This window comes from Streptomyces sp. NPDC048416 (genome assembly GCF_043200435.1).
Classification (GTDB): domain Bacteria; phylum Actinomycetota; class Actinomycetes; order Streptomycetales; family Streptomycetaceae; genus Streptomyces.
The window spans coordinates 1-17,334 of record NZ_JBICXU010000056.1; the positions used below are offsets into that span (position 1 = coordinate 1).

16 protein-coding genes and 1 pseudogene are annotated in these 17,334 nt (G+C 70.0%); 8 read left to right on the forward strand and 9 right to left on the reverse strand.

The window, feature by feature from the left end:
- Positions 1-391 precede the first annotated feature (391 nt).
- Positions 392-1,564, reverse strand: coding sequence for a glycosyltransferase family 4 protein (locus ACGFW5_RS34625; RefSeq protein ID WP_393838324.1), 1,173 nt, complete (start codon positions 1,562-1,564; stop codon positions 392-394).
- Between the two features lie 197 nt (positions 1,565-1,761).
- On the opposite strand from ACGFW5_RS34625, the gene ACGFW5_RS34630 reads away from it, so the two are divergent.
- From ACGFW5_RS34630 to ACGFW5_RS34645, 4 genes are all read left to right on the forward strand, one after another.
- Positions 1,762-2,958, forward strand: a complete 1,197-nt coding sequence (locus tag ACGFW5_RS34630; protein ID WP_393838325.1) for a sensor histidine kinase — start codon at positions 1,762-1,764, stop codon at positions 2,956-2,958.
- 5 nt (positions 2,959-2,963) lie between these two features.
- On the forward strand, positions 2,964-3,647 hold the full coding sequence (locus tag ACGFW5_RS34635) for a response regulator (RefSeq protein ID WP_393838326.1): 684 nt from the start codon (positions 2,964-2,966) through the stop codon (positions 3,645-3,647).
- Between the two features lie 269 nt (positions 3,648-3,916).
- Positions 3,917-4,411 (forward strand): nuclear transport factor 2 family protein, encoded by a 495-nt coding sequence (locus ACGFW5_RS34640; RefSeq protein WP_393838327.1) that lies wholly within the window; start codon positions 3,917-3,919, stop codon positions 4,409-4,411.
- A 96-nt stretch (positions 4,412-4,507) separates the two neighbouring features.
- On the forward strand, positions 4,508-5,470 hold the full coding sequence (locus tag ACGFW5_RS34645) for a CPBP family intramembrane glutamic endopeptidase (RefSeq protein WP_393838328.1): 963 nt from the start codon (positions 4,508-4,510) through the stop codon (positions 5,468-5,470).
- Positions 5,471-5,633: 163 nt separating this feature from the next.
- Here the strand turns inward: ACGFW5_RS34645 and ACGFW5_RS34650 are convergent, their stop codons facing one another.
- Positions 5,634-6,227: a hypothetical protein gene (locus ACGFW5_RS34650; protein WP_393838329.1), complete on the reverse strand. Its 594-nt coding sequence runs from the start codon at positions 6,225-6,227 to the stop codon at positions 5,634-5,636.
- 380 nt (positions 6,228-6,607) lie between these two features.
- Between ACGFW5_RS34650 and ACGFW5_RS34655 the strand changes: the two genes are divergently transcribed.
- Positions 6,608-7,003 carry a DUF6924 domain-containing protein gene (locus ACGFW5_RS34655; protein ID WP_393838330.1) on the forward strand — a complete coding sequence of 132 codons (396 nt, stop codon included), beginning with the start codon at positions 6,608-6,610 and terminating at the stop codon, positions 7,001-7,003.
- Positions 7,004-7,224: 221 nt separating this feature from the next.
- Here ACGFW5_RS34655 and ACGFW5_RS34660 read toward each other — a convergent pair whose 3' ends face one another.
- Complete coding sequence (locus ACGFW5_RS34660) at positions 7,225-7,872, reverse strand: TetR/AcrR family transcriptional regulator (protein WP_393838331.1); 648 nt, start codon at positions 7,870-7,872, stop codon at positions 7,225-7,227.
- Between the two features lie 117 nt (positions 7,873-7,989).
- Between ACGFW5_RS34660 and ACGFW5_RS34665 the strand changes: the two genes are divergently transcribed.
- Positions 7,990-8,685 carry a hypothetical protein gene (locus tag ACGFW5_RS34665; protein WP_393838332.1) on the forward strand — a complete coding sequence of 232 codons (696 nt, stop codon included), beginning with the start codon at positions 7,990-7,992 and terminating at the stop codon, positions 8,683-8,685.
- A 338-nt stretch (positions 8,686-9,023) separates the two neighbouring features.
- Here ACGFW5_RS34665 and ACGFW5_RS34670 read toward each other — a convergent pair whose 3' ends face one another.
- The 4 genes and pseudogenes from ACGFW5_RS34670 to ACGFW5_RS34685 form a co-directional block, all read right to left on the reverse strand.
- Positions 9,024-9,626, reverse strand: a complete 603-nt coding sequence (locus ACGFW5_RS34670) for a VOC family protein (RefSeq protein WP_393838333.1) — start codon at positions 9,624-9,626, stop codon at positions 9,024-9,026.
- 136 nt (positions 9,627-9,762) lie between these two features.
- Positions 9,763-10,110: pseudogene (locus ACGFW5_RS34675) on the reverse strand (SDR family oxidoreductase); the annotation flags it as partial.
- Between the two features lie 110 nt (positions 10,111-10,220).
- Positions 10,221-10,652: a DUF3592 domain-containing protein gene (locus ACGFW5_RS34680; protein WP_393838334.1), complete on the reverse strand. Its 432-nt coding sequence runs from the start codon at positions 10,650-10,652 to the stop codon at positions 10,221-10,223.
- A 173-nt stretch (positions 10,653-10,825) separates the two neighbouring features.
- The gene (locus ACGFW5_RS34685; RefSeq protein ID WP_393838335.1) at positions 10,826-12,100 is read right to left on the reverse strand and encodes an MFS transporter; all 1,275 of its coding nucleotides are present in this window, start codon (positions 12,098-12,100) and stop codon (positions 10,826-10,828) included.
- A gap of 331 nt (positions 12,101-12,431) precedes the next feature.
- Between ACGFW5_RS34685 and ACGFW5_RS34690 the strand changes: the two genes are divergently transcribed.
- Positions 12,432-13,652, forward strand: a complete 1,221-nt coding sequence (locus tag ACGFW5_RS34690; RefSeq protein ID WP_393838336.1) for a PucR family transcriptional regulator — start codon at positions 12,432-12,434, stop codon at positions 13,650-13,652.
- Here the strand turns inward: ACGFW5_RS34690 and ACGFW5_RS34695 are convergent.
- The gene (locus ACGFW5_RS34695; protein ID WP_393838337.1) at positions 13,642-15,513 is read right to left on the reverse strand and encodes an alkyl/aryl-sulfatase; all 1,872 of its coding nucleotides are present in this window, start codon (positions 15,511-15,513) and stop codon (positions 13,642-13,644) included. The two genes, ACGFW5_RS34690 and ACGFW5_RS34695, sit on opposite strands and share 11 nt — an antisense overlap.
- 161 nt (positions 15,514-15,674) lie before the next feature.
- The gene (locus ACGFW5_RS34700) at positions 15,675-16,412 is read right to left on the reverse strand and encodes an SDR family oxidoreductase (RefSeq protein ID WP_393838338.1); all 738 of its coding nucleotides are present in this window, start codon (positions 16,410-16,412) and stop codon (positions 15,675-15,677) included.
- A gap of 152 nt (positions 16,413-16,564) precedes the next feature.
- On the opposite strand from ACGFW5_RS34700, the gene ACGFW5_RS34705 reads away from it, so the two are divergent.
- The gene (locus tag ACGFW5_RS34705; RefSeq protein ID WP_393838339.1) at positions 16,565-17,137 is read left to right on the forward strand and encodes a TetR/AcrR family transcriptional regulator; all 573 of its coding nucleotides are present in this window, start codon (positions 16,565-16,567) and stop codon (positions 17,135-17,137) included.
- Positions 17,138-17,334: the final 197 nt, after the last annotated feature.

Consider the following 17,334-nt stretch of genomic DNA (forward strand, 5'->3'; position numbering starts at 1 on the left):
GTGATAGCGGAGCTATCGGGGCGTTTCGGCAACGCCGCGAGGTGCCGTGCCAGGCGCCGCACCCCCGGCCATGATCCACCAGACACCCCCTAGACGGCGGGGCCGACGGCGGGGCCGAGCCGGACACGTCAGGACCGCGTGCGGTGCGGGCGCATACTTCTGCATCAGCGTCTCGACGAAAGCGTGGGGGCGATGGTGGAAGCCGCGTCGCCGCTCCAGGACCAGCCGCCGCACATCTCGTAGGCAAGACTGGCGGACGTGCTGTCGGTCAGGTCCACCAGTACCGCCGGACCGATGGCGCTGTCGACGAGCGTGCCCCGCTTGCACGGCGTGACCCCCGTTCACGCCCAGCCTTCGTCGGACGAACCGTTCGGATACGCCTCCGGCTCACTCACTCACTGCGCTGCGCTGCGCCCGGTGAATGGAGCAGGCCGGCCAGCGTGGTGTAGGAGCGGTCCCAGGTCCACTCCGACTGGACCCAATGACGACCCTTCGTACCCATCTCGTGGGCGAGTCCGGGGTTGCGGAGGAGTCTCGTCAGGCGGTCCGCCGTCGCGGCCACCGAGTGGCCGTCGACGACGTGTCCGGTTTCGCCCTCGCGTACCGCGTCGGGGGCGCCGCCGGAGTCACCCGCCAGGACGGGGAGCCCCGACGCGGCGGCCTCCAGGTAGACGATGCCCAGGCCCTCCACTTCCAGGCCGCGTCTGCGGGTTCGGCAGGGCATGGCGAAGGCGTCGGCGGCGGCGTAGAAGGAGGGGAGGGCGTGGTGGGGGTGGCCACCCGCGAAGACGACCGAGTCCAACACGCCCTCACTCAGGGCCAGTTGGCGTAGCCCCCGGTCGTAAGGGCCGTCGCCGACCAGAAGGAGCATGGCGTCCGGGACCGCCCTGCGGATCCAGGGCAGCGCCCTGATCAGCGTGTCCTGGCCCTTGCGCGGGACCAGCCGGGCCGCGCAGAGGATCACCGGGCGGCGGCCGAGGGCGTAGCGGGCCCGCACCGGACGGCCGTCCAGGGAGGGGTGGAAGGCCGTGGTGTCCACCCCGGGGACCAGACGCGCGGTGCGGGTCCCTGGTGCCAGAGCCGCCTCGATGGGCCCCCGGGTGCTCGCGCCGAGCCAGGTCAGGGTGTCGACCTGCGTCCCGATCCGGCGCAGCAGGCCGCGAGCACAGGGGGTGCGCGCCCACCACACCTCGTGGCCGTGGGCGGTGGCGACGGCGGTACGGATGTCCGTGGTCTCCCGCAGTCGGCCGGCCATGAGGCCGAGGGGCGCCGCCGCGCCGAACCACACCCGGTCGCAGCCATACCGGCGGGCCACCGTTGCGGCGTGCGCAGTGGTCCGGGGGGTGGGCAGGAGTGTGCGTACCGGGTGGCGGATCACCGGGTACGGGAGGTCCTTGTCGGATGCCGACCGCGCCGCATCCGGACTCGGCGCCGAGGTGAAGACGACCACCTCGCCGGGAGGGAAACGGTCAGCCAGTTCACGCACGAACGTCTCGATCCCACCCTGGCTGGGAGGAAAGTCATTGGTGACGATCAGTGTGCGGGGCCGGGAGGTGTGCGTCATGGGAGGGCCTTCTTCCGGGGAGGGGGACGGTGGCGCCGTCGAGGCTCTCCGTCATGTCCACCGACGCTACGAATTTGCAGTCCGGCCGGCGTCAACCGAGCCTCCGCACCTGGGACTCAACCCGTGGCATGACATCCGCGCGCAGCCTCCACCCGTACGGTGACGTGCGCACCCGCGCGGGCACGGACCATGGAGGCATGCGTACGTTCCTTGAACAGCGGTTCCGCGTCTGGATCGCGGCACCCGCCTACCCCCGGGTCACCGGCGGTGCCCTGACCGTCGGAGCGGTGGCGGAGCTGATCGCCTTTTCCGGATCCGTGACCACCACCGTCGGAGTGTTGGTCTCCTCCGCCTCCTTGATGTGGCGGAGGTCGTTCCCGCCCGTCGCGGTGCTCACGGTCGCAGCGGGGCTGCTCGCGTTCGCGGGGGACGTCAACCTGTACGTCTCGACCATGGCGAGCGGGCTGATCGGCTGCTACACGCTGGGTCGCGACCGGGTGCTGCACCCCGCTCTCACCGTCGCGGGCGGTGCGCTCGGTGCGCTGTGCGTGAACCTGGTGCACATCAACACCTGGTCGAAGATGCAACTGCCGGTGCCGGCGCTCTGGGAGAAGCGCTCCCCCAGTCTGTTCACCGAGTCATTCCTGCTGACCGTGGTCGTCTTCGGCGCCGTCATGATGGGTGACGCGGTACGTTCACGGGAGGAGACCCGCAATGAACGCACCCTGGCCCAGGCCAAGTTGATCGCCCTGGAGCGGCAGCAGGCCGCCGAGGCCGAACGGGCCGCCATCGCCCGGGAGCTGCACGACATCGTCTCGCACTCGGTGTCGATGATCGCCGTGCAGGCCGAGAGCGCCACGTACACCACCCCGGGGCTCACCGCCGAGGCACGCGACGGCTTCCAGCAGATCGCCGGCACCGCCCGCTCCTCGATGGCTGAACTCCGCCGACTCCTCGGCGTTCTACGCGCCCCCCAGGACCACGGCGAGGCGGCCCTCGCCGGCCCGCAGCCGACCCTCGACCATCTCGCTGAACTGGTCGAGCAGCACCGGTCGGTGGCCGGCCCGGCGGAGCTGAAGGTCACCGGAGAGCGCGTGTCGCTGCCCGCCGCGTGGGAGCTGTCCGCCTACCGGATCATCCAGGAGGCGCTGACCAACGTGCGCAAGCACGCACCCGGTGCCCGTACGGTGGTGGAGATCGACTTCGGTGCCGACCGCCTGCTCACGCTGCGGATCCACGACGACGGCCCGGGCTGTGGTACGAGCTCCGGCGCGGGCCACGGCCTGACCGGTATGCGCGAGCGGGCGGCCCTGGTCGGCGGACGACTCGGCGCGGGCGCGGGCCCGGACGGAGGTTTCCTGGTAAGGGCCGAACTCCCTTGGGGAAACGGATGATTGGTATGGAGAAGGAGTCGCGTGTGATCAGGGCGTTGGTCGCCGACGACCAGGCAGTCGTCCGCACCGGCTTCGTGAGCCTCCTCAACACGCAGGAGGACATCGAGGTCGTGGGCGAGGCGGAGGACGGTGCACAGGCGGTACGCATCGCCGCCGAGACCCGGCCCGATCTCGCGCTCCTCGACATCCGCATGCCGCACAAGAACGGCATCGAGGCGGCCCGCGAGATCGTGGCCGCGTCCGGCGGGACGACGAAGGTGCTGATGCTGACGACCTTCGGTCTCGACGAGTATGTGTACGACGCGCTCGCGGCCGGGGCGGGCGGATTCCTGCTCAAGGACGCCACCTTCCCCGAACTGCTGCACGCGGTGCGGGTGGTGGCGGCCGGCAACGCGCTGCTCTCGCCCGAGATCACCAAACGCGTGATCGGTGAGTTCGTGCATGCGCGGGCATCGCGATTGCCCGCCCATTCGGTCGGGGAGCTCACGGCGCGTGAGGCGGAGGTGCTGACCCTGATCGCGCGCGGGCTGTCCAATGCGGAGATCGCGGGGCGCCTCACCATCACGGATCACACCGTGAAGACCCATATCAACCGGCTGTTCGCGAAACTGGAGCTACGGGATCGCGCGCAGGCCGTGATCGTCGCTTATGAACTGGGGCTGGTGCGGGCGGGCCGGAGCGCCGGTTGAGTGGGGTGGGTGGGATGAGGAGTGCTGTCGAGAGCCCGCCGCGCTGTCCGTAGCAGGCAACAGCATGGGGCGATGCCTTTTGCGGCGGCGAGGCGTGGGCGGGGGAAGGGGGTTGGCCGAACGGGACCGCGCCGTGGCTCCCGCGAAGCCGGCGTCGACAAGGCACCTCGCCGGGCCGACATCGCAGCCCATGGCGGCGGTGACGACCGCGGCACCACCATGTCCGATCGCCGCCAGCACACTCCGTCGCCGCTGACCATGCTGGCGGCATGACGATGTCATCCACCACGGACTCATTGACCACCCTCACCGGTATGTACGCGGCCGAGGCGAAGTACCTTGCGGCAGGCGGCCCGGGTAAGGCTTCGTTCGACCTGCTCGCCCGCTTTTTCGCGCCGGACGTCGAGTTGCACCAGGCAGACGCTCTGCCTTACGGCGGCACGTGGCGTGGGCACGACGGCATGGCTGAGTTCTTCCTCGCGATGGCACAGGTGTGGGAGTCGTTCGACATGGTGGACCAGGAGTTCCTTGCCACAGGTGAGACTGCGGTGGTGCTGACACAGATCCGGGCACGCGCTCGTGCCACGGGCCGAGAACTCAACTTCCCCATCCTGCAGACGATCCAGATCAAGGACGGACGGATCACGGAGGTCCGTCCGTTCTACTGGGACACACGGGCCATCGCCGACGCCTGCACCCCGCCGTCGCAGCCAGACCACTCCGACGAAACCCAAGGCCGACCGCCGCTCGAATCCGACAGGTAGGGAATTCCCCATGCGGGAAAGGGGGGTTGACCTCACAGGCAGCACGTGGGCCAGCTGGATTCCCCAGCTGCTGCGCCGCTCCGTAGGTTCCACGTCATGACGCACTCAACCGGGCAGTTACCGCTGGCCAACCGGCGCCGCGGTCTCTTCATTTTCCTCGGTGTCGCCTACGTCGGCATGTGGGCGGCCATGTCGCCACTCCTGCTCAGCGGTTATCGGCGCGGCGACGCACGAGAGCAAACGGGTGCGCTGGAGCAGGTGTGCATCGCTGCCGCGATGATGGCGCCCGCCCTCGCCGCGATCGTCGTTGTGCGCTGTATCGAGCGCAGCGGCCAGGTGCGGGACACGCTCGCCCTGCGCTGGACAAGGCCTTGGGGACGCACCGCACGGGCGTGCCTGATGGCATTCGTCGTCCCCGCCTGCCTCACGGTGGCCGCTCTTGTCATCAGCACCTGGGCCGGCCGATACCCGTTTCATGGGATGCACTGGAACGGGCTCGGCACGTGGGCGGCCTCAGCGGTGCTCAACATGCTGGTGTCGCTTCCGCTCTTCTTCGGCGAGGAACTGGGCTGGCAGGGGTACCTTTTCCCGCGTCTCGCCCAGGACGGGAGCCGTGGGCGTCTCATAAGCGCGTACCTGATCACCAGCGCGGCCTTCGCTCTCTGGCATCTGCCCACCTTGCTGATGGGCGGCCAGTACCCGGGTCGGCCCTGGTACGTGTCGGTGCCCGCCATGCTGATGAGCTGTCTCCTCATCCTGCCCGTCTTCACATGGCTGCGTCTGCGCTCCCGCTCGGTCGTGCCCGCCGTGATCGGTCACGCCTTCGTGAGTTCGGTGAGTGTCGGCATGGTCGTGGAGTTCGCCGACCCCAGAGCCGTACTGGATCCCCTGCACATGAGCATGGCCGGATGGCCGGGCTGGATCGTCACGGGCACGTTCGTCGCCTTCCTGGCGCTGACCGGCCGACTTCAACCATCCTTCTACGCGGCCCCATCCGTCCCTCGTCCCGCTTCGGCCCACGGGGAGCACAGGGACGGCGCGACGTCTTCGAAGGTGTGACCCGTGCGCCCGAGCGCCGTAAGCCCCTGTCCGGCGGACCCGACCACGGGCAAGCCAGCGGGCAGGGCACCGCCGAGAACCGTCGGCCCCGGCGCCCAGCCACGTCGAGTGCTTCCTCGACCGCTGGCCCTCCCCACGGCCCTCCCCGCTCCTGCCCCCTCGATCAGTGGCCGCCCTTGGGGGGCTCGCAGCCCGTGCCGTCGGGGTAACCGGCGAAAGCGCTCGCCTTGGTGGTGTCGGAGCTCATGGTGCCCTCCACGCACCATGGCGAGGCACCGATGTCGATGAGGAAGCCCACCCCGGTGGGGCCGTTCTCGTACGATCTCACCTTCCCGGCGGAGTAGCCGAGGCCGGTGAGCGCGTTCTGGACGCTCTGCGGTGCGAAGTCGCCGCGCTTGCGCAGTGGTTCGAGCGCCTTCGTGACCCGTCCCACCACGGCAAGCCCGTCGCAGCGGCTCTGACCATGCAGCTCAAGAGGAACCCTGAAGCCGTGATTCTCGGCGTAGTGATCGGTCGGCGCCACCGCAGGAGCGGTCGTGCCGGGGGCCGCGGAAGGCGTCGGCTTGGGGGCCTCCCCCGGGCAGGGGAAGTCGGTCGGCGCGCTCGGCGACGATATGCCGGTCGGCGTGGGACGCGAACCGTGGGACTCGCTCGCCACGTCCCCCGACCGCTGCGTTCCGCATCCGGCCGCCAGCAGCAATGTCGCGGCCAACGGCAGCATCCCGAATCGGACGCTCGCCCTTTTGATGGTTGTCATGTGCTGATCTTCTCCCGCTGCGAGGGACGAGGCATGAGCTTTTCCACTCGGGTCCGCTCGCGCCGACGAGGTGGCTCAGTACATCAAAGGTGCAGACGGGAAGAGATGCGGACGTATCGCGATGGCTCTCCCCCTCAGGTTGCGGCCGCACCCGGGTGGTCGTAACGCGCCCACGTACATGATGCGCTCGTTCCGTCCATCCCTCGGAGGCCAGGGTCTCGTGATCCCTGAACACCGCCGCGGGAAACATCAACTCTTCCCCGCCGCTGGGGTGTTGGGGCCCAGCTGGGGGGGGCCGCGTCGAGGTCGATCTGCGCGCCGGGGCCGATGTCAGTGCCGGGTGGGACGATCGCAAGATGACGCTACCTCAGCCCTTTGACTTGACCTCACTGGTCCTGCGTACCGACTTCGGTGACGAGGGGGCCTGGAACACGCTTCAGGCCGCCCTCGACGCTGCTGCCGAATATCCCCATGCCACGTGTGTCAGCGACCCTCGATTCGCCGAAGCAGGGGTCCCCGCCTTGTTGTTGGAAGAGGCTGCCGCGGACGAAAACGATCGGGTCATCCACATATTCCTGGCGGACGCGGCCACGATGAAGGATCCGAACCACCCGCTCCTGGCCGTGGACCTCTCGGACGACGACCCTGGGCGGACGTTCAGGGTCCCCGTGCAGTGGTTCGCCGAGGTCTCGGCCAACCTCAGCATCGGCAACATGGACTTTGCCGAGTTCGCCGACGCCGTCGACGGGTCGGGGACCTACCGCGGCTTCGAGTAGGAATGACCCTCCCTCTCCCCCTCTCACGGAGAGCCGCCGCCGAGGCTCCCGTGCCGCACTCACGCATGATCACGATGGGCTGCATGGGGGCAGTCGGAAGCAGCAAGGCAACCCACTTCCCGCGGGCCCCCGACCGGGCGTCGTGCCCCGACGCTCGGCCTCAGCCTCGTACCGCCGACGACCCATCTCGCATGCGCCGGCCGTGCGGCCGCGTCCTCGACTCAGGCGGTGGTCCGGCGCCGGTCGGGGGTGAGGAGGTAGGCGATGGCCATGTCGCTGAGCTCGTCGGCGTACCGGCGCCTGGCCGCTTCGCCGGTGGCCGGATCGGGACGCACGGAATTGTGGAAGCAGGCGCCGAGGACGGCACGGGCCACGGTGTCCAGAGCTGCCTGCGGCTCAGAGCGCCGGATCTGAGCGGTGTACGGGGCTGCCGCTTCGAGCAGGAGGCGATGGATTTTGGTGATGGTGCGGGACCCGCGCTCCAGTGACCTGCTCCCCCGCGTGCGCAGCAGCTCGGGGAAGAGGCTGCTGCTGTCGGCGAAGGACTGGAGCAGGGCGTGCGCGTAGGCGTCAAGGACACCGTCGAGTGACGGATCGGCTGTGCGTAGCCGCTCGGCCACGTACTCCTCGCGCCGCTCCAGCATCCGCTCGGAAAGGGCGGTGATCAGCTGCTCTTTGTCCTCGAAACGACGGTAGATCGTGCCGACCGAGACACCTGCGCGTTCCGCGACACCGGCGATCGTCATCTCCTCAAGCCCGACGGAGACGGCGATCTCCTCGGCAGCGAGCAGTACGCGGGCAAGGGTCGCGGCGCTCCGTGCCTGCCGTGGTTCTCGGTAGGACGCTGGGCGATCCGGATCCTCGGTCATGTCCCGCATGGTAGCGGCGGCGGACTCAGCAGATCCTTTTGACAACTGGCGCACCCCTCGGCGTAACCTCACCATGCGAACGTGAATTCACATTCACATTTTTACGGAGGTTCGACCATGCCCGACACCCAGGCGCCCCCGCCCGTCACCGTCACGCTCAAGGCCGGGCCCACGGGCCCGGGAAGCATCGACGACTTCGAGCTCTTCTACGCCCGCCGCGCCCTGGACCGCTTCCGCACGCTGCTGGGCCGCCAGGGGCTCCTCGACCTCCTGGCCACGGACATCGAGGAAGGCAACGCCTTCCTGCGCGAGAGCGCTCGCACCTCCGAGGGCGTCTTCAAGTCGGGCACCACCGTGCTCGCTACGAAGGGCCTCACCTCCGGCGCCTTCCTCGCCTGGATGGACGAGGCGTTCGCCGGCGACGAAAGTGCGCTCCTCGCCGCGCACCCCGAGCACTACGCGATGGGCACCGACTCCATCGGTGCGCGCGTGGTGGAGAACATCGGCCCCCACGTCTGCTCCTTCTACATGGGCGGCTGGGGAACGGACGCGCTGTCCTGGGCCGCGGACGTAGACGAGCTCCTTCCGGAGTCCGAGTTTCCCCGCAAGATGTCCTCGAACCTCTTCCTTGCCGACGGCACCGTCGTCGGGCGGGCGCTGATCCAGTTCGGAGACACCCCGGACGGCTTCACGGCCAACTTGACGGTGTACTTCCCCGTTACGTGCCCCGACGAGGTCCTGGACCACCACCTGCGGCATTACGCCGTCGAGTTCAGGAACTGGATCGTCGCCGCCGCGGCCGCCCACACCTGAGTCCCCTCCTGCCGGACGCCGGGGCCGCCCCGGCGTCCGGCGGCGAAGGGGGTCGGCGACAGCTTGCCTTCCGCGGCGAGTGCCGCGTCCACCAGCCCGCCCAACGCCGGTGACCCAGTTCGGGCGACCGCCGGCGCACCGGGTGGCCCAACTCTGGCGGACCGCCCGCGCACCGGGTACGCGTAATACGAGGTCACCGGCTCCCAGGTCCCAGCCGCCAGCCGCCAGCCGCCAGCCGCCAGCCGCCAGCCGCCAGCCGCCGCAGGGTAGGCCCGCAACTCGCTCTGAGCGAGGGAGCACAACGGGCGCGGGAGGGGCCGGGTGTATCGGGCGGGGTATCAGCCAACGAAGTGCGTGACGTGGAACTCGTTCCCGTCGGCGTCGCTGAACTCGCCGGGCTCCCCGCCGGGGCAAGTGACTTCCAGCCGCAGCCTGTTCCGTACCGCCTTCGGCGCCGCGGGCGGTCCCATCACCAGCGACACCGTGCTGGTGGGACTCGGGCGTAGCCGAACGCCCCACTCGTGGGATTCGACCGCGTGCCAGTCGGCCCGGGACTGCCAGAAGGCCGACTGCGCGCCCTTGTCCTGCTCCCCGACGTCGAGGCAGATCGCGACGAGACCCCAGTCGGCGAGCACGCCCGGGTGCCCGGGACGCAGCACGCAGAACTCGTTGCCCTCCGGATCGGCCAACACGTCCCATGGGACATCCCCCTGACCGATGTCGACCCGCGTCGCACCGAGTGCGAGCAGCCGCGTCACCTCGGCCCGCCAGTCCGGGCCGCCGGCCAGATCGAGGTGCAGTCGGTTCTTGTGCGTCGGCTTCCGCTTCGTGGTCGGCTCGAATCGCAGGTGCAGGCCGCCGGTCCGGCCCTGTGTGGCGTCCAGCCAGAAGCGTTCCATGCGTACGACATCCAGCGCGTCGATCACGATCCCGGTCAGCATCCCGTTCCCCCGCCGTCGAGCTCGTCGCCTGTTTCATCGTCGCCGCACTGCTCACCGCTCGCTGCTCACGCGAACGTGGAGGTTACTTGACGCCATTCGGGGCGCTGGTCGAGGGGCGCCAGGCACTACCGCGTGGTTAAGCGCCTCCGTTGGGATGGATGGTCTGGCCGGTGATGTGCCGGGCGCCCGGGGAGGCAAGGAAGTAGGCAGTCTGGGCGATGTCGTCGACCGTTCCCGGACGCTTGTGGTGTGTCTCTTCCACGAGCGCGCGGTGGCGCTCTTCGTTCATCTGGCCACGGAAGAAGTTCGTGCCGGCAACGAAGCCCGCGGAAATCACGTTGCTGGTGACACCCTTGGGTGCGAGTTCCACGGAGAGCGAAGCATTCCTGGCAGCCAGGGCGGCCTTGGCCGCACCGTGGGAGCCACCTCGACGCTCGGCACCGATCGAACCGATGCTGATGACGCAACCGCCGTCGGTGAACTTGTCCTGGACCGCGACGGTACCCGGGCATGGACTTGGTCACCTGATCACTGCGCCGCGCGCAGAACAGCCCCGGGGACAATCGGACGGCATGGCACTTCCGGACTTGGCGCTTAAGGCGCCAACCGCCCCTTGAAGACCAGCAGCACGAAGAGGACCGACAACGTGCCCGCTGTGAGTGCTGTCCCCACCACGGTGAACACGGTGAAGACCGAAGTCGAGTCCCAGCCCCGGAGCTCGAATCGGCTGGGCTTCGTCTCGTCATAGAGGACCGTGACCGTGCTGCCGACGCCGAAGCGCGGGGTGATGCTGCCGCGGCCGAACATCGAGGCGTATACGCACTCGCGGCCGTCCCGGGTCGTCCAGGACACGACCGGGTGTGGCGGGACGTCGCCCCTTCCAAGTCCCGCCTGGTCTCGTGACGGACAACACGCCCTTGAGCGGTGATGCCTGTACGTCGAAGCGCGGCGGCGCGGCGCACTCCGTACACGCCGATCCAGAGAAAGATCGCGCCGAGCACCAGCGGTATGAGCCAGAAGAGCCATTCATGTTGCATGCCGTGTCCGACGCGTGTGTGGCGGCATCGGTTGCCGGGACAGGCGCCCCTGGTTGGCGCGTTGTTGTCGCGCCGGTGCATGCGGACGGCTCTGGCCGATGGCGTCGAGCGGGCGGGACCCTCGCCGAACGAGCCCGCTGCCCGGCGCAGCGACGACTCGACTCACGTCGCACTGTCGACCTGTGAAGGTGCGGGTTCGCTCGGTCCCGCGGTCGATATCCGTCGGCCGTCCCGTTCCGGGCGCAGTCGCCACACGGCCAGCAGTCCCGTGACGGCGAGCAGGGCGGCGGTGAGCAAGAACGCCTCGCGGTATCCGTCGGCCACCGAGTCGGCGGAGTCGACGATGCGGCCGATCGCCCATGGGGACAGCACTCCTGCGAGGGCATAGACGAAGGCCAGCGCGCCCAGCACCGTGCCGCGCTGGGGCGCGGGTGTGATGCGGGCACAGGCCGTCTGGGCCACGGTCATGACGACGTTGGCCAGAGCCATGGGCCCGAGCATCAGCAGCACCTTCAGCCACACGGCATCGGTGACGGCGAACACCGTCACCGCACCCGCGGCCACGCACATCAGCGCTCCCGTACCCGCGCCGAGCGGCGGCCGGTTCCTGCGGCGGGTCAGCAGCCCGTGGCCCACCAGCACCACGCCGCCGGCGAGCGCGGCGACGGTCACCAGGGCGCCGGCCTGGTGCGGGCCGAGCCCAGCTGCCTCCTCCAGGTAGTCCGGCATCCAGGTCAGGTTGGCGCTGAGCATCCAGTACGAGGCGAACGCGCCGAGCGCCGCGCTGAGCCAGGTGCCCGAAAGCAGGATCCGCCGGTAGGGCACTGCGGCCATGTCCTGGTCCGTGCTTTCCGCGCCACCGGGTGCGTAGGGACCCTCGGCGCCTCGCAGTGCCCAGTACCCGGCCCACACCAGACCCGCGAGACCCGCCGCGCCGAAGGCCCACCGCCAGCCGAAGCGGCTGATGACGACGGTGAGGGTGGGTGCGGCGACGGCGACCCCGGCCGCGGCCCCGGTGAGCAGTACCGCGGTGGGCAGAGTGCGCTCGCGCTGGGCGAACCAGCCGTGCAGATGGTGTGTGGCCACGGGCAGAGCGGGTCCCTCTGCGGCGCCGAGCAGCACCCGGCTGGCCACCAGCGTGCCGAACCCGGCCGCCGGCCAGAGCATCGGCAGTTGCGCGGCCGCCCAGAGCAGGGCGAGGACCAGCAGCAGACCGGTCGTACGGACCGTCCGCGTCAGGTACGACACCGCCAGCGCCGACACGCTGAACAGGGCGAAGAAGGCCGCCGCGGCCGTACCGAACTCCGCGCGGCTCAGCCCGAGGTCATCCATGATCGGCTGGGCGGCCAGCCCCATCACGGCCTTGTCGGCGAAGTTGACCAGCATGAAGCCGAGGAGCACACCGGTCGTGTGCCAGGCCGTGGTGTGACGGGTCATAGCGGGTGTGGGTCTCCTTCGCGGGCGGCGTCATGGGAGTGGGCCGATCCTGCGGGGCGTGGACGTCGGGGGCCACCCGTTGTCGTCACAGTCATGGGCTCCCGATACTGTGACCAGTCACAGTCACAGTCACAGTCGCCGGGTGGGCTTCTCGGCGGTCACGGGGTCAAGGCCGCCGGGAGGGCTCCAAGGCCGGGACGGGTCACAGTCGCCGAGCGGGCCCCACGGCGGCGACAGGTCGCAGTCGCTGAGCGGGCTCCACGGTGGGGACAGGTCGCGGTCGCCGGGGACGCTCCACGTCGGTGGCGAGGCACAGGTAGCGGGAGGCTCCATGGCGTACGGCAATTCGGGGCGGGAGTACGGGCAGTCCGGTTGGTCTCCGCAGGTCGCGGCGCTCGCCGCCCGCTGTGAGCCTCAGGTGAACGAGCTCGCCCGGCGCCTGGCCCGGGGCGCGTTCGAGCAGTTGGGCGGTTACGCCGAGCTGCCCGGCGATGTGAAGGACGTGGAGATCGCCGCGACGGCCCGGCACGCCCTGCGGCTCTTCCTGCGCGGTGCCACCGAGGGGTCCCAGCGGGAGGCGATGGAGTACTTCCAGGAGCGCGCGGCGCAGCGCGCCGAGGAGCACATGCCGCTCCATCTGCTGCTGCGTACCTACACGTTGGGAGCGCGTGAACTGTGGGAGGCCTTGCGGGAGGCGTCCGGTCCCGGCGAGCACGAGGCGCTGGCAGAGCTTGCCGGGGAGCTGTTCTCCGCCGTCGACCGGGTGGTGGGCGCGGTCGCGCAGAGTTACTTGGACGAACAGGCCGCCCTGGTCGCCGAACAACGTGAGCAGCGCCGGTCCCGCGCCCGGGCCCTGCTGGAGGGACGACCGGTCGCCGGTGGCTCCGCGCCCGCCGGGCCCGTCCTGGTGCTGTGTCTGCGGTTCGGCGACGCGGCGGTGACCGAGGGAAGTTCGCGTTCCCCGGTCGCCGTTCGCAGGCTGGTGCGGCGCGTTCAGGCGGCGTTGGACCGTGTCTTCGGCGCGGAGGTGCTTGCCGTACTCGATGGCGACGGCGGCCACGCCGTGGTGCCGGATGCCACCGAACTGCCGGGCCACGCATGGGAGTTGGTGTGCGAGGCGGCGGGTGCGGGGGTGCGGCTCGCGGCCGCGGGCGCGTCCGGGGCCGACGACGTGCCGCGTGCCGCACGGCTGACATCGGAGGTCGTCCGTATCTCGGCGGCCCGTGGTGCTCGGCCCGCAGTGCACCGGCTCGACGACGTGCTGCTTGAGTACCACCTCTCCCGGCCGAGCGAGGGCAGCGCGCGTATCGCCGCGCTGCTCGCCCCTCTCGCATCGCGGCCCGAGCTCGTCGAGACGCTGCGTACCCATCTGGAACAGCGCCAGGACCGCCGGGCGACGGCCCGTGTGCTCAGCCTTCACCCCAATTCCGTGGACAACCGGCTTGCCCGGGCTCAGGAGTTGAGCGGCCTGGACCTCGCCGACCCGCGGGACGTGGCCCTGGCGCTCGCGGCGCTGCTGCTCAGCGAGGCAGGGCCGGGCGTCACGGGGTGACGATGGCGAAGTCGGGGTCCGGCGCGTCCAGCAGTGAGCCGAACGTCACCAGGGCCTGCGCGTCCCCGTCGAACTCCACGCCACCGCCCGCGATTTCGTCGGCGAAGGAGGTCGCCCCGCCGAGCACCGCGTTCAGCGTCGTGCGGGCCAGTCGCAGCACCACGGCCGGCTTCTCACCGCGTGGGGCGTCACCGCGCATCGGTGTGAGCGCTCCGTTGGACAGCAGCAGCGACCACACCTCTGCGGTGTCCGAGAACTCCCAGCGCAGCAGCAGGCGTCCGGCCCCGGCCGCGCGCGGACCGTTGAGGCGCACCGCCATCGACCGGAAGATCTGCTCGGCTGTGAGGGCGGCGAGGATGTCCGGTGCCGTACGGGTGGGCGTGCCGAGGACGCCGCCGCGCAGCTCGGCGGCGCCCATCAGGTAGAAGTTGCGCCAGGGGCCGCACTCGGCGCCTTGTCCGAGCCGGTCGAAGGCCTCGGCCTGCAACGCGCGGGCCTGCGCGTGGCCGGGCTCGGCGAACAGGACGTGGCCCAGCACCTCGGCCACCCACCTCAAGTCCCCGGTCTCGTACGATGTCCTCGCTCGGGCCACCACGGCGTCGGCGCCGCCCATGAACTCCACGTAGCGGCGGGCCGCTTCGACGGGTGGGTGCTGCCACAGATGGGCCGGGTTGCCGTCGAACCAGCCCATGTAGCGCTGGTAGACGGCCTTGGTGTTGTGGCTGAGGGAGCCGTAGTAGCCGCGCACGTGCCACGCCCTCGCGAGGGCGGGCGGGAAGTCGAGCTCTTCGGCGATCTCGGCACCCGTGTATCCCGTGTTGATCAGCCGGACCGACTGGTCGTGCAGGTAGGCGTAGGCGTCGCGCTGCTCCTCCAGGAAGCCGATGGCACGGTCCCGGCCCCAGGCGGGCCAGTGGTGGGAGGCGAAGACGACATCGGTCTCGTCGGCGAACAGCAGGATCGTCTCGGTCAGGTAGCGCGCCCAGGCGCTGGGATCGCGGACCAGGGCCCCGCGCAGGGTGAGTACGTTGTGCAGGGTGTGGCAGGCGTTCTCGGCGACGCACAGCACCTTCAGGTCGGGGAAGTGGAAGTTCATCTCGGCGGGGGCTTCGGTGCCGGGGGTGAGCTGGAAGACCATCCGCACCCCGTCGACGATCTCCTCCTGTCCCGTCCGGCCGATGTCGAGCGTCGGCGCGATCAGGCCGACGCTGCCGGTCGATGTCGTCTGGCCGAGTCCGCAACCGATCTGCCCGTCGGGCCCCTTGGGCAGCGCGGCTCCGTACATGTAACCCGCCCGGCGGGCCATCGCCGTCCCTGTGAAGACGTTCTCGCTGGCGGCGTGCTCCAGGAACCCGGCCGGTGCGATGACAGGGACGCGTCCGGCAGCGACGTCGGCCGGATCGACGACGCCTCGGACGCCGCCGAAGTGGTCGACGTGCGAGTGGGTGTAGATCACTGCGGTGACGGGCTGTTCGCCGCGGTGCCCGCGATAGAGGGCGAGCGCGGCCGCGGCGACCTCGCTGCTGATCAGGGGGTCGATGACGACGACACCACGCTCGCCCTCCACGAAGGTGATGTTCGACAGGTCGAGCCCGCGCACCTGATAGATACCGGGCACGACCTCGTAGAGCCCCTGCCGTGCCACGAGCCGGCTCTGCCGCCACAGCGACGGATGGGCGGTCGGCGGACACGCCTCGTCAAGGAAGCCGTACGCGTCCGCGTCCCACACCACCCGCCCGTCGGGCGCGCGCACCACGCCGGGTTCCAACCGGGCGATGAAACCCCGGTCCACTTCGGCGAAATCCCGTTCGTCGTCCCAGGCCAGACCGCTGTCGCCGGGCTCCTGCTCGCTGCCGTCCATGGTTGCCGATTCTCACAGCCCGGGGCCCCGGGGCGCCTGATGACGCGTCACAGAGCCGGGGATGACACATCACAGCCGATGACGTGGTGGCGACTGCCCGGCCCGTGGCTCACGGGGAGCCGCGCCGCCGGTCGCCACGCGGGCGGGCTTCGTGCCGGTCGTCAGGCCTGGGCCGTGGGGCGCACCACGATCTCGCTGATGTCGACACCGTCGGGCTGCTCGATGGCGTACCCGATGGCGCAGGCGATGGCCGAGGGCGGCATGGCGATCGCGTCGCGCTGCTGGATCAATGCGGCCATTACTTCGGGGCTTCCGCCCTTGGTCACGCCTTCGGTGTTGGTGAAGCCCGGCGAGACGAGGGTGACGCGCAGGTCGGGTCCGGACTCCTGCCGCAGGCCTTCCGTCAGGACCTTCACCGCCGTTTTCGTGGCCGCGTACACGCCCTGGGGGGCCTTCACGACGTAGGCGGCGGTGGAGGCGACATTGACGAAGTGCCCGGAGCGCTGTTGCCGGAAGACGGGCAGCGCCGCCGCGATGCCGTTGAGCAGACCCGTGATGTGGGTGGCGACCATGGCGTCCCAGTCGTCCTGGCGCAGCTCGTCGAAGGGTGAGACCGCCATGGTGCCGGCGTTGGAGATCAGGACGTCGAGCCGTCCGAAGTGATCGACCGCGGCGTCGGTGAGGCGCTTGAGGCCGTCGCGGCGTGTCACGTCGACAACGATCCCGACGGCCGAGCCGCCGTGTGCCGTGATCCGGTCCACCACCGCGGTGAGCCGGTCCTCGCGCCGGGCTCCGAGCACGAGACGCGCCCCGCGTTCGGCGAGATGCATCGCCGTCGCTTCTCCTATGCCGCTGCTGGCGCCGGTGAGCGCGATGACCTTGCCCTTGATACCTGTCATGACCAGTCCCTCGGATGTGGGGTGTGTGCAGGTCACCGCGGTGACCTAGAGTGGACCCAGACGAAAGTGGGGGCGTCTCCACTTGCTTGAGGCTAAGTGGGGACGCCCCCATTTAGCAAGCCGTACGGGTGAGGAAGGCAGGGCACACGCTCATGGCGGACGAAGCAGAACGGCCGTTGCGGGCCGACGCACGGCGCAACCGCGACAAGATCCTGACGGCGGCGGTCCGCGTGTTCGCGGCGCACGGGCTCGACGCCCATCTGGAGCGCATCGCCAAGGAGGCAGGGGTCGGCAGCGCCACCTTGTACCGCAACTTCCCCACCCGCGAGGCCCTGGTCGAGGCCGTCTACCGCAACGAGGTGGCCAACCTGTGTGAGGCGGCGCCCGCCCTGCTGGCGGAACAACCGCCCCTGGAGGCCCTGCGCGCCTGGACACGGCTCTTCCTGGACTACGTGACCACCAAGTACGGCATGATCGATGCCCTGCGCGCCATCGCCGCGACAGGGAACAGCCCCTACGGTCACAGCCGGGAGATGATCCAGGTCGCCCTGAGCGCACTCATGGACGCGTGCGTGGCCGCCGGGACCATCCGCACCGACATCAGCCCCACCGACATGGCCGCCGCCCTGGAAGGCATCGCCCTCACCTCGGCCGGATCCGAACACCGGCAGCAGGCGGAGCGTCTGCTCGATCTCACCTTGGACGGCCTCAAGACCGGCGCGTAAAGGCCGGCCCTCCTCCGCACGCCCACTCCAACTACCTTTCGGCCAAAGGGCGTTGGTACGGACAAGCGCACGGGGTGCGAGCAACGCGTACGGCACATGCCGCATCTAGGGGGTGTCTGGTGGATCAGGGTCGGTCAGGGTGCGGCGCCTGGTGCGGTGCATCGCAAGGCGCCGGAACGTCGTGATAGCGGAGCTAT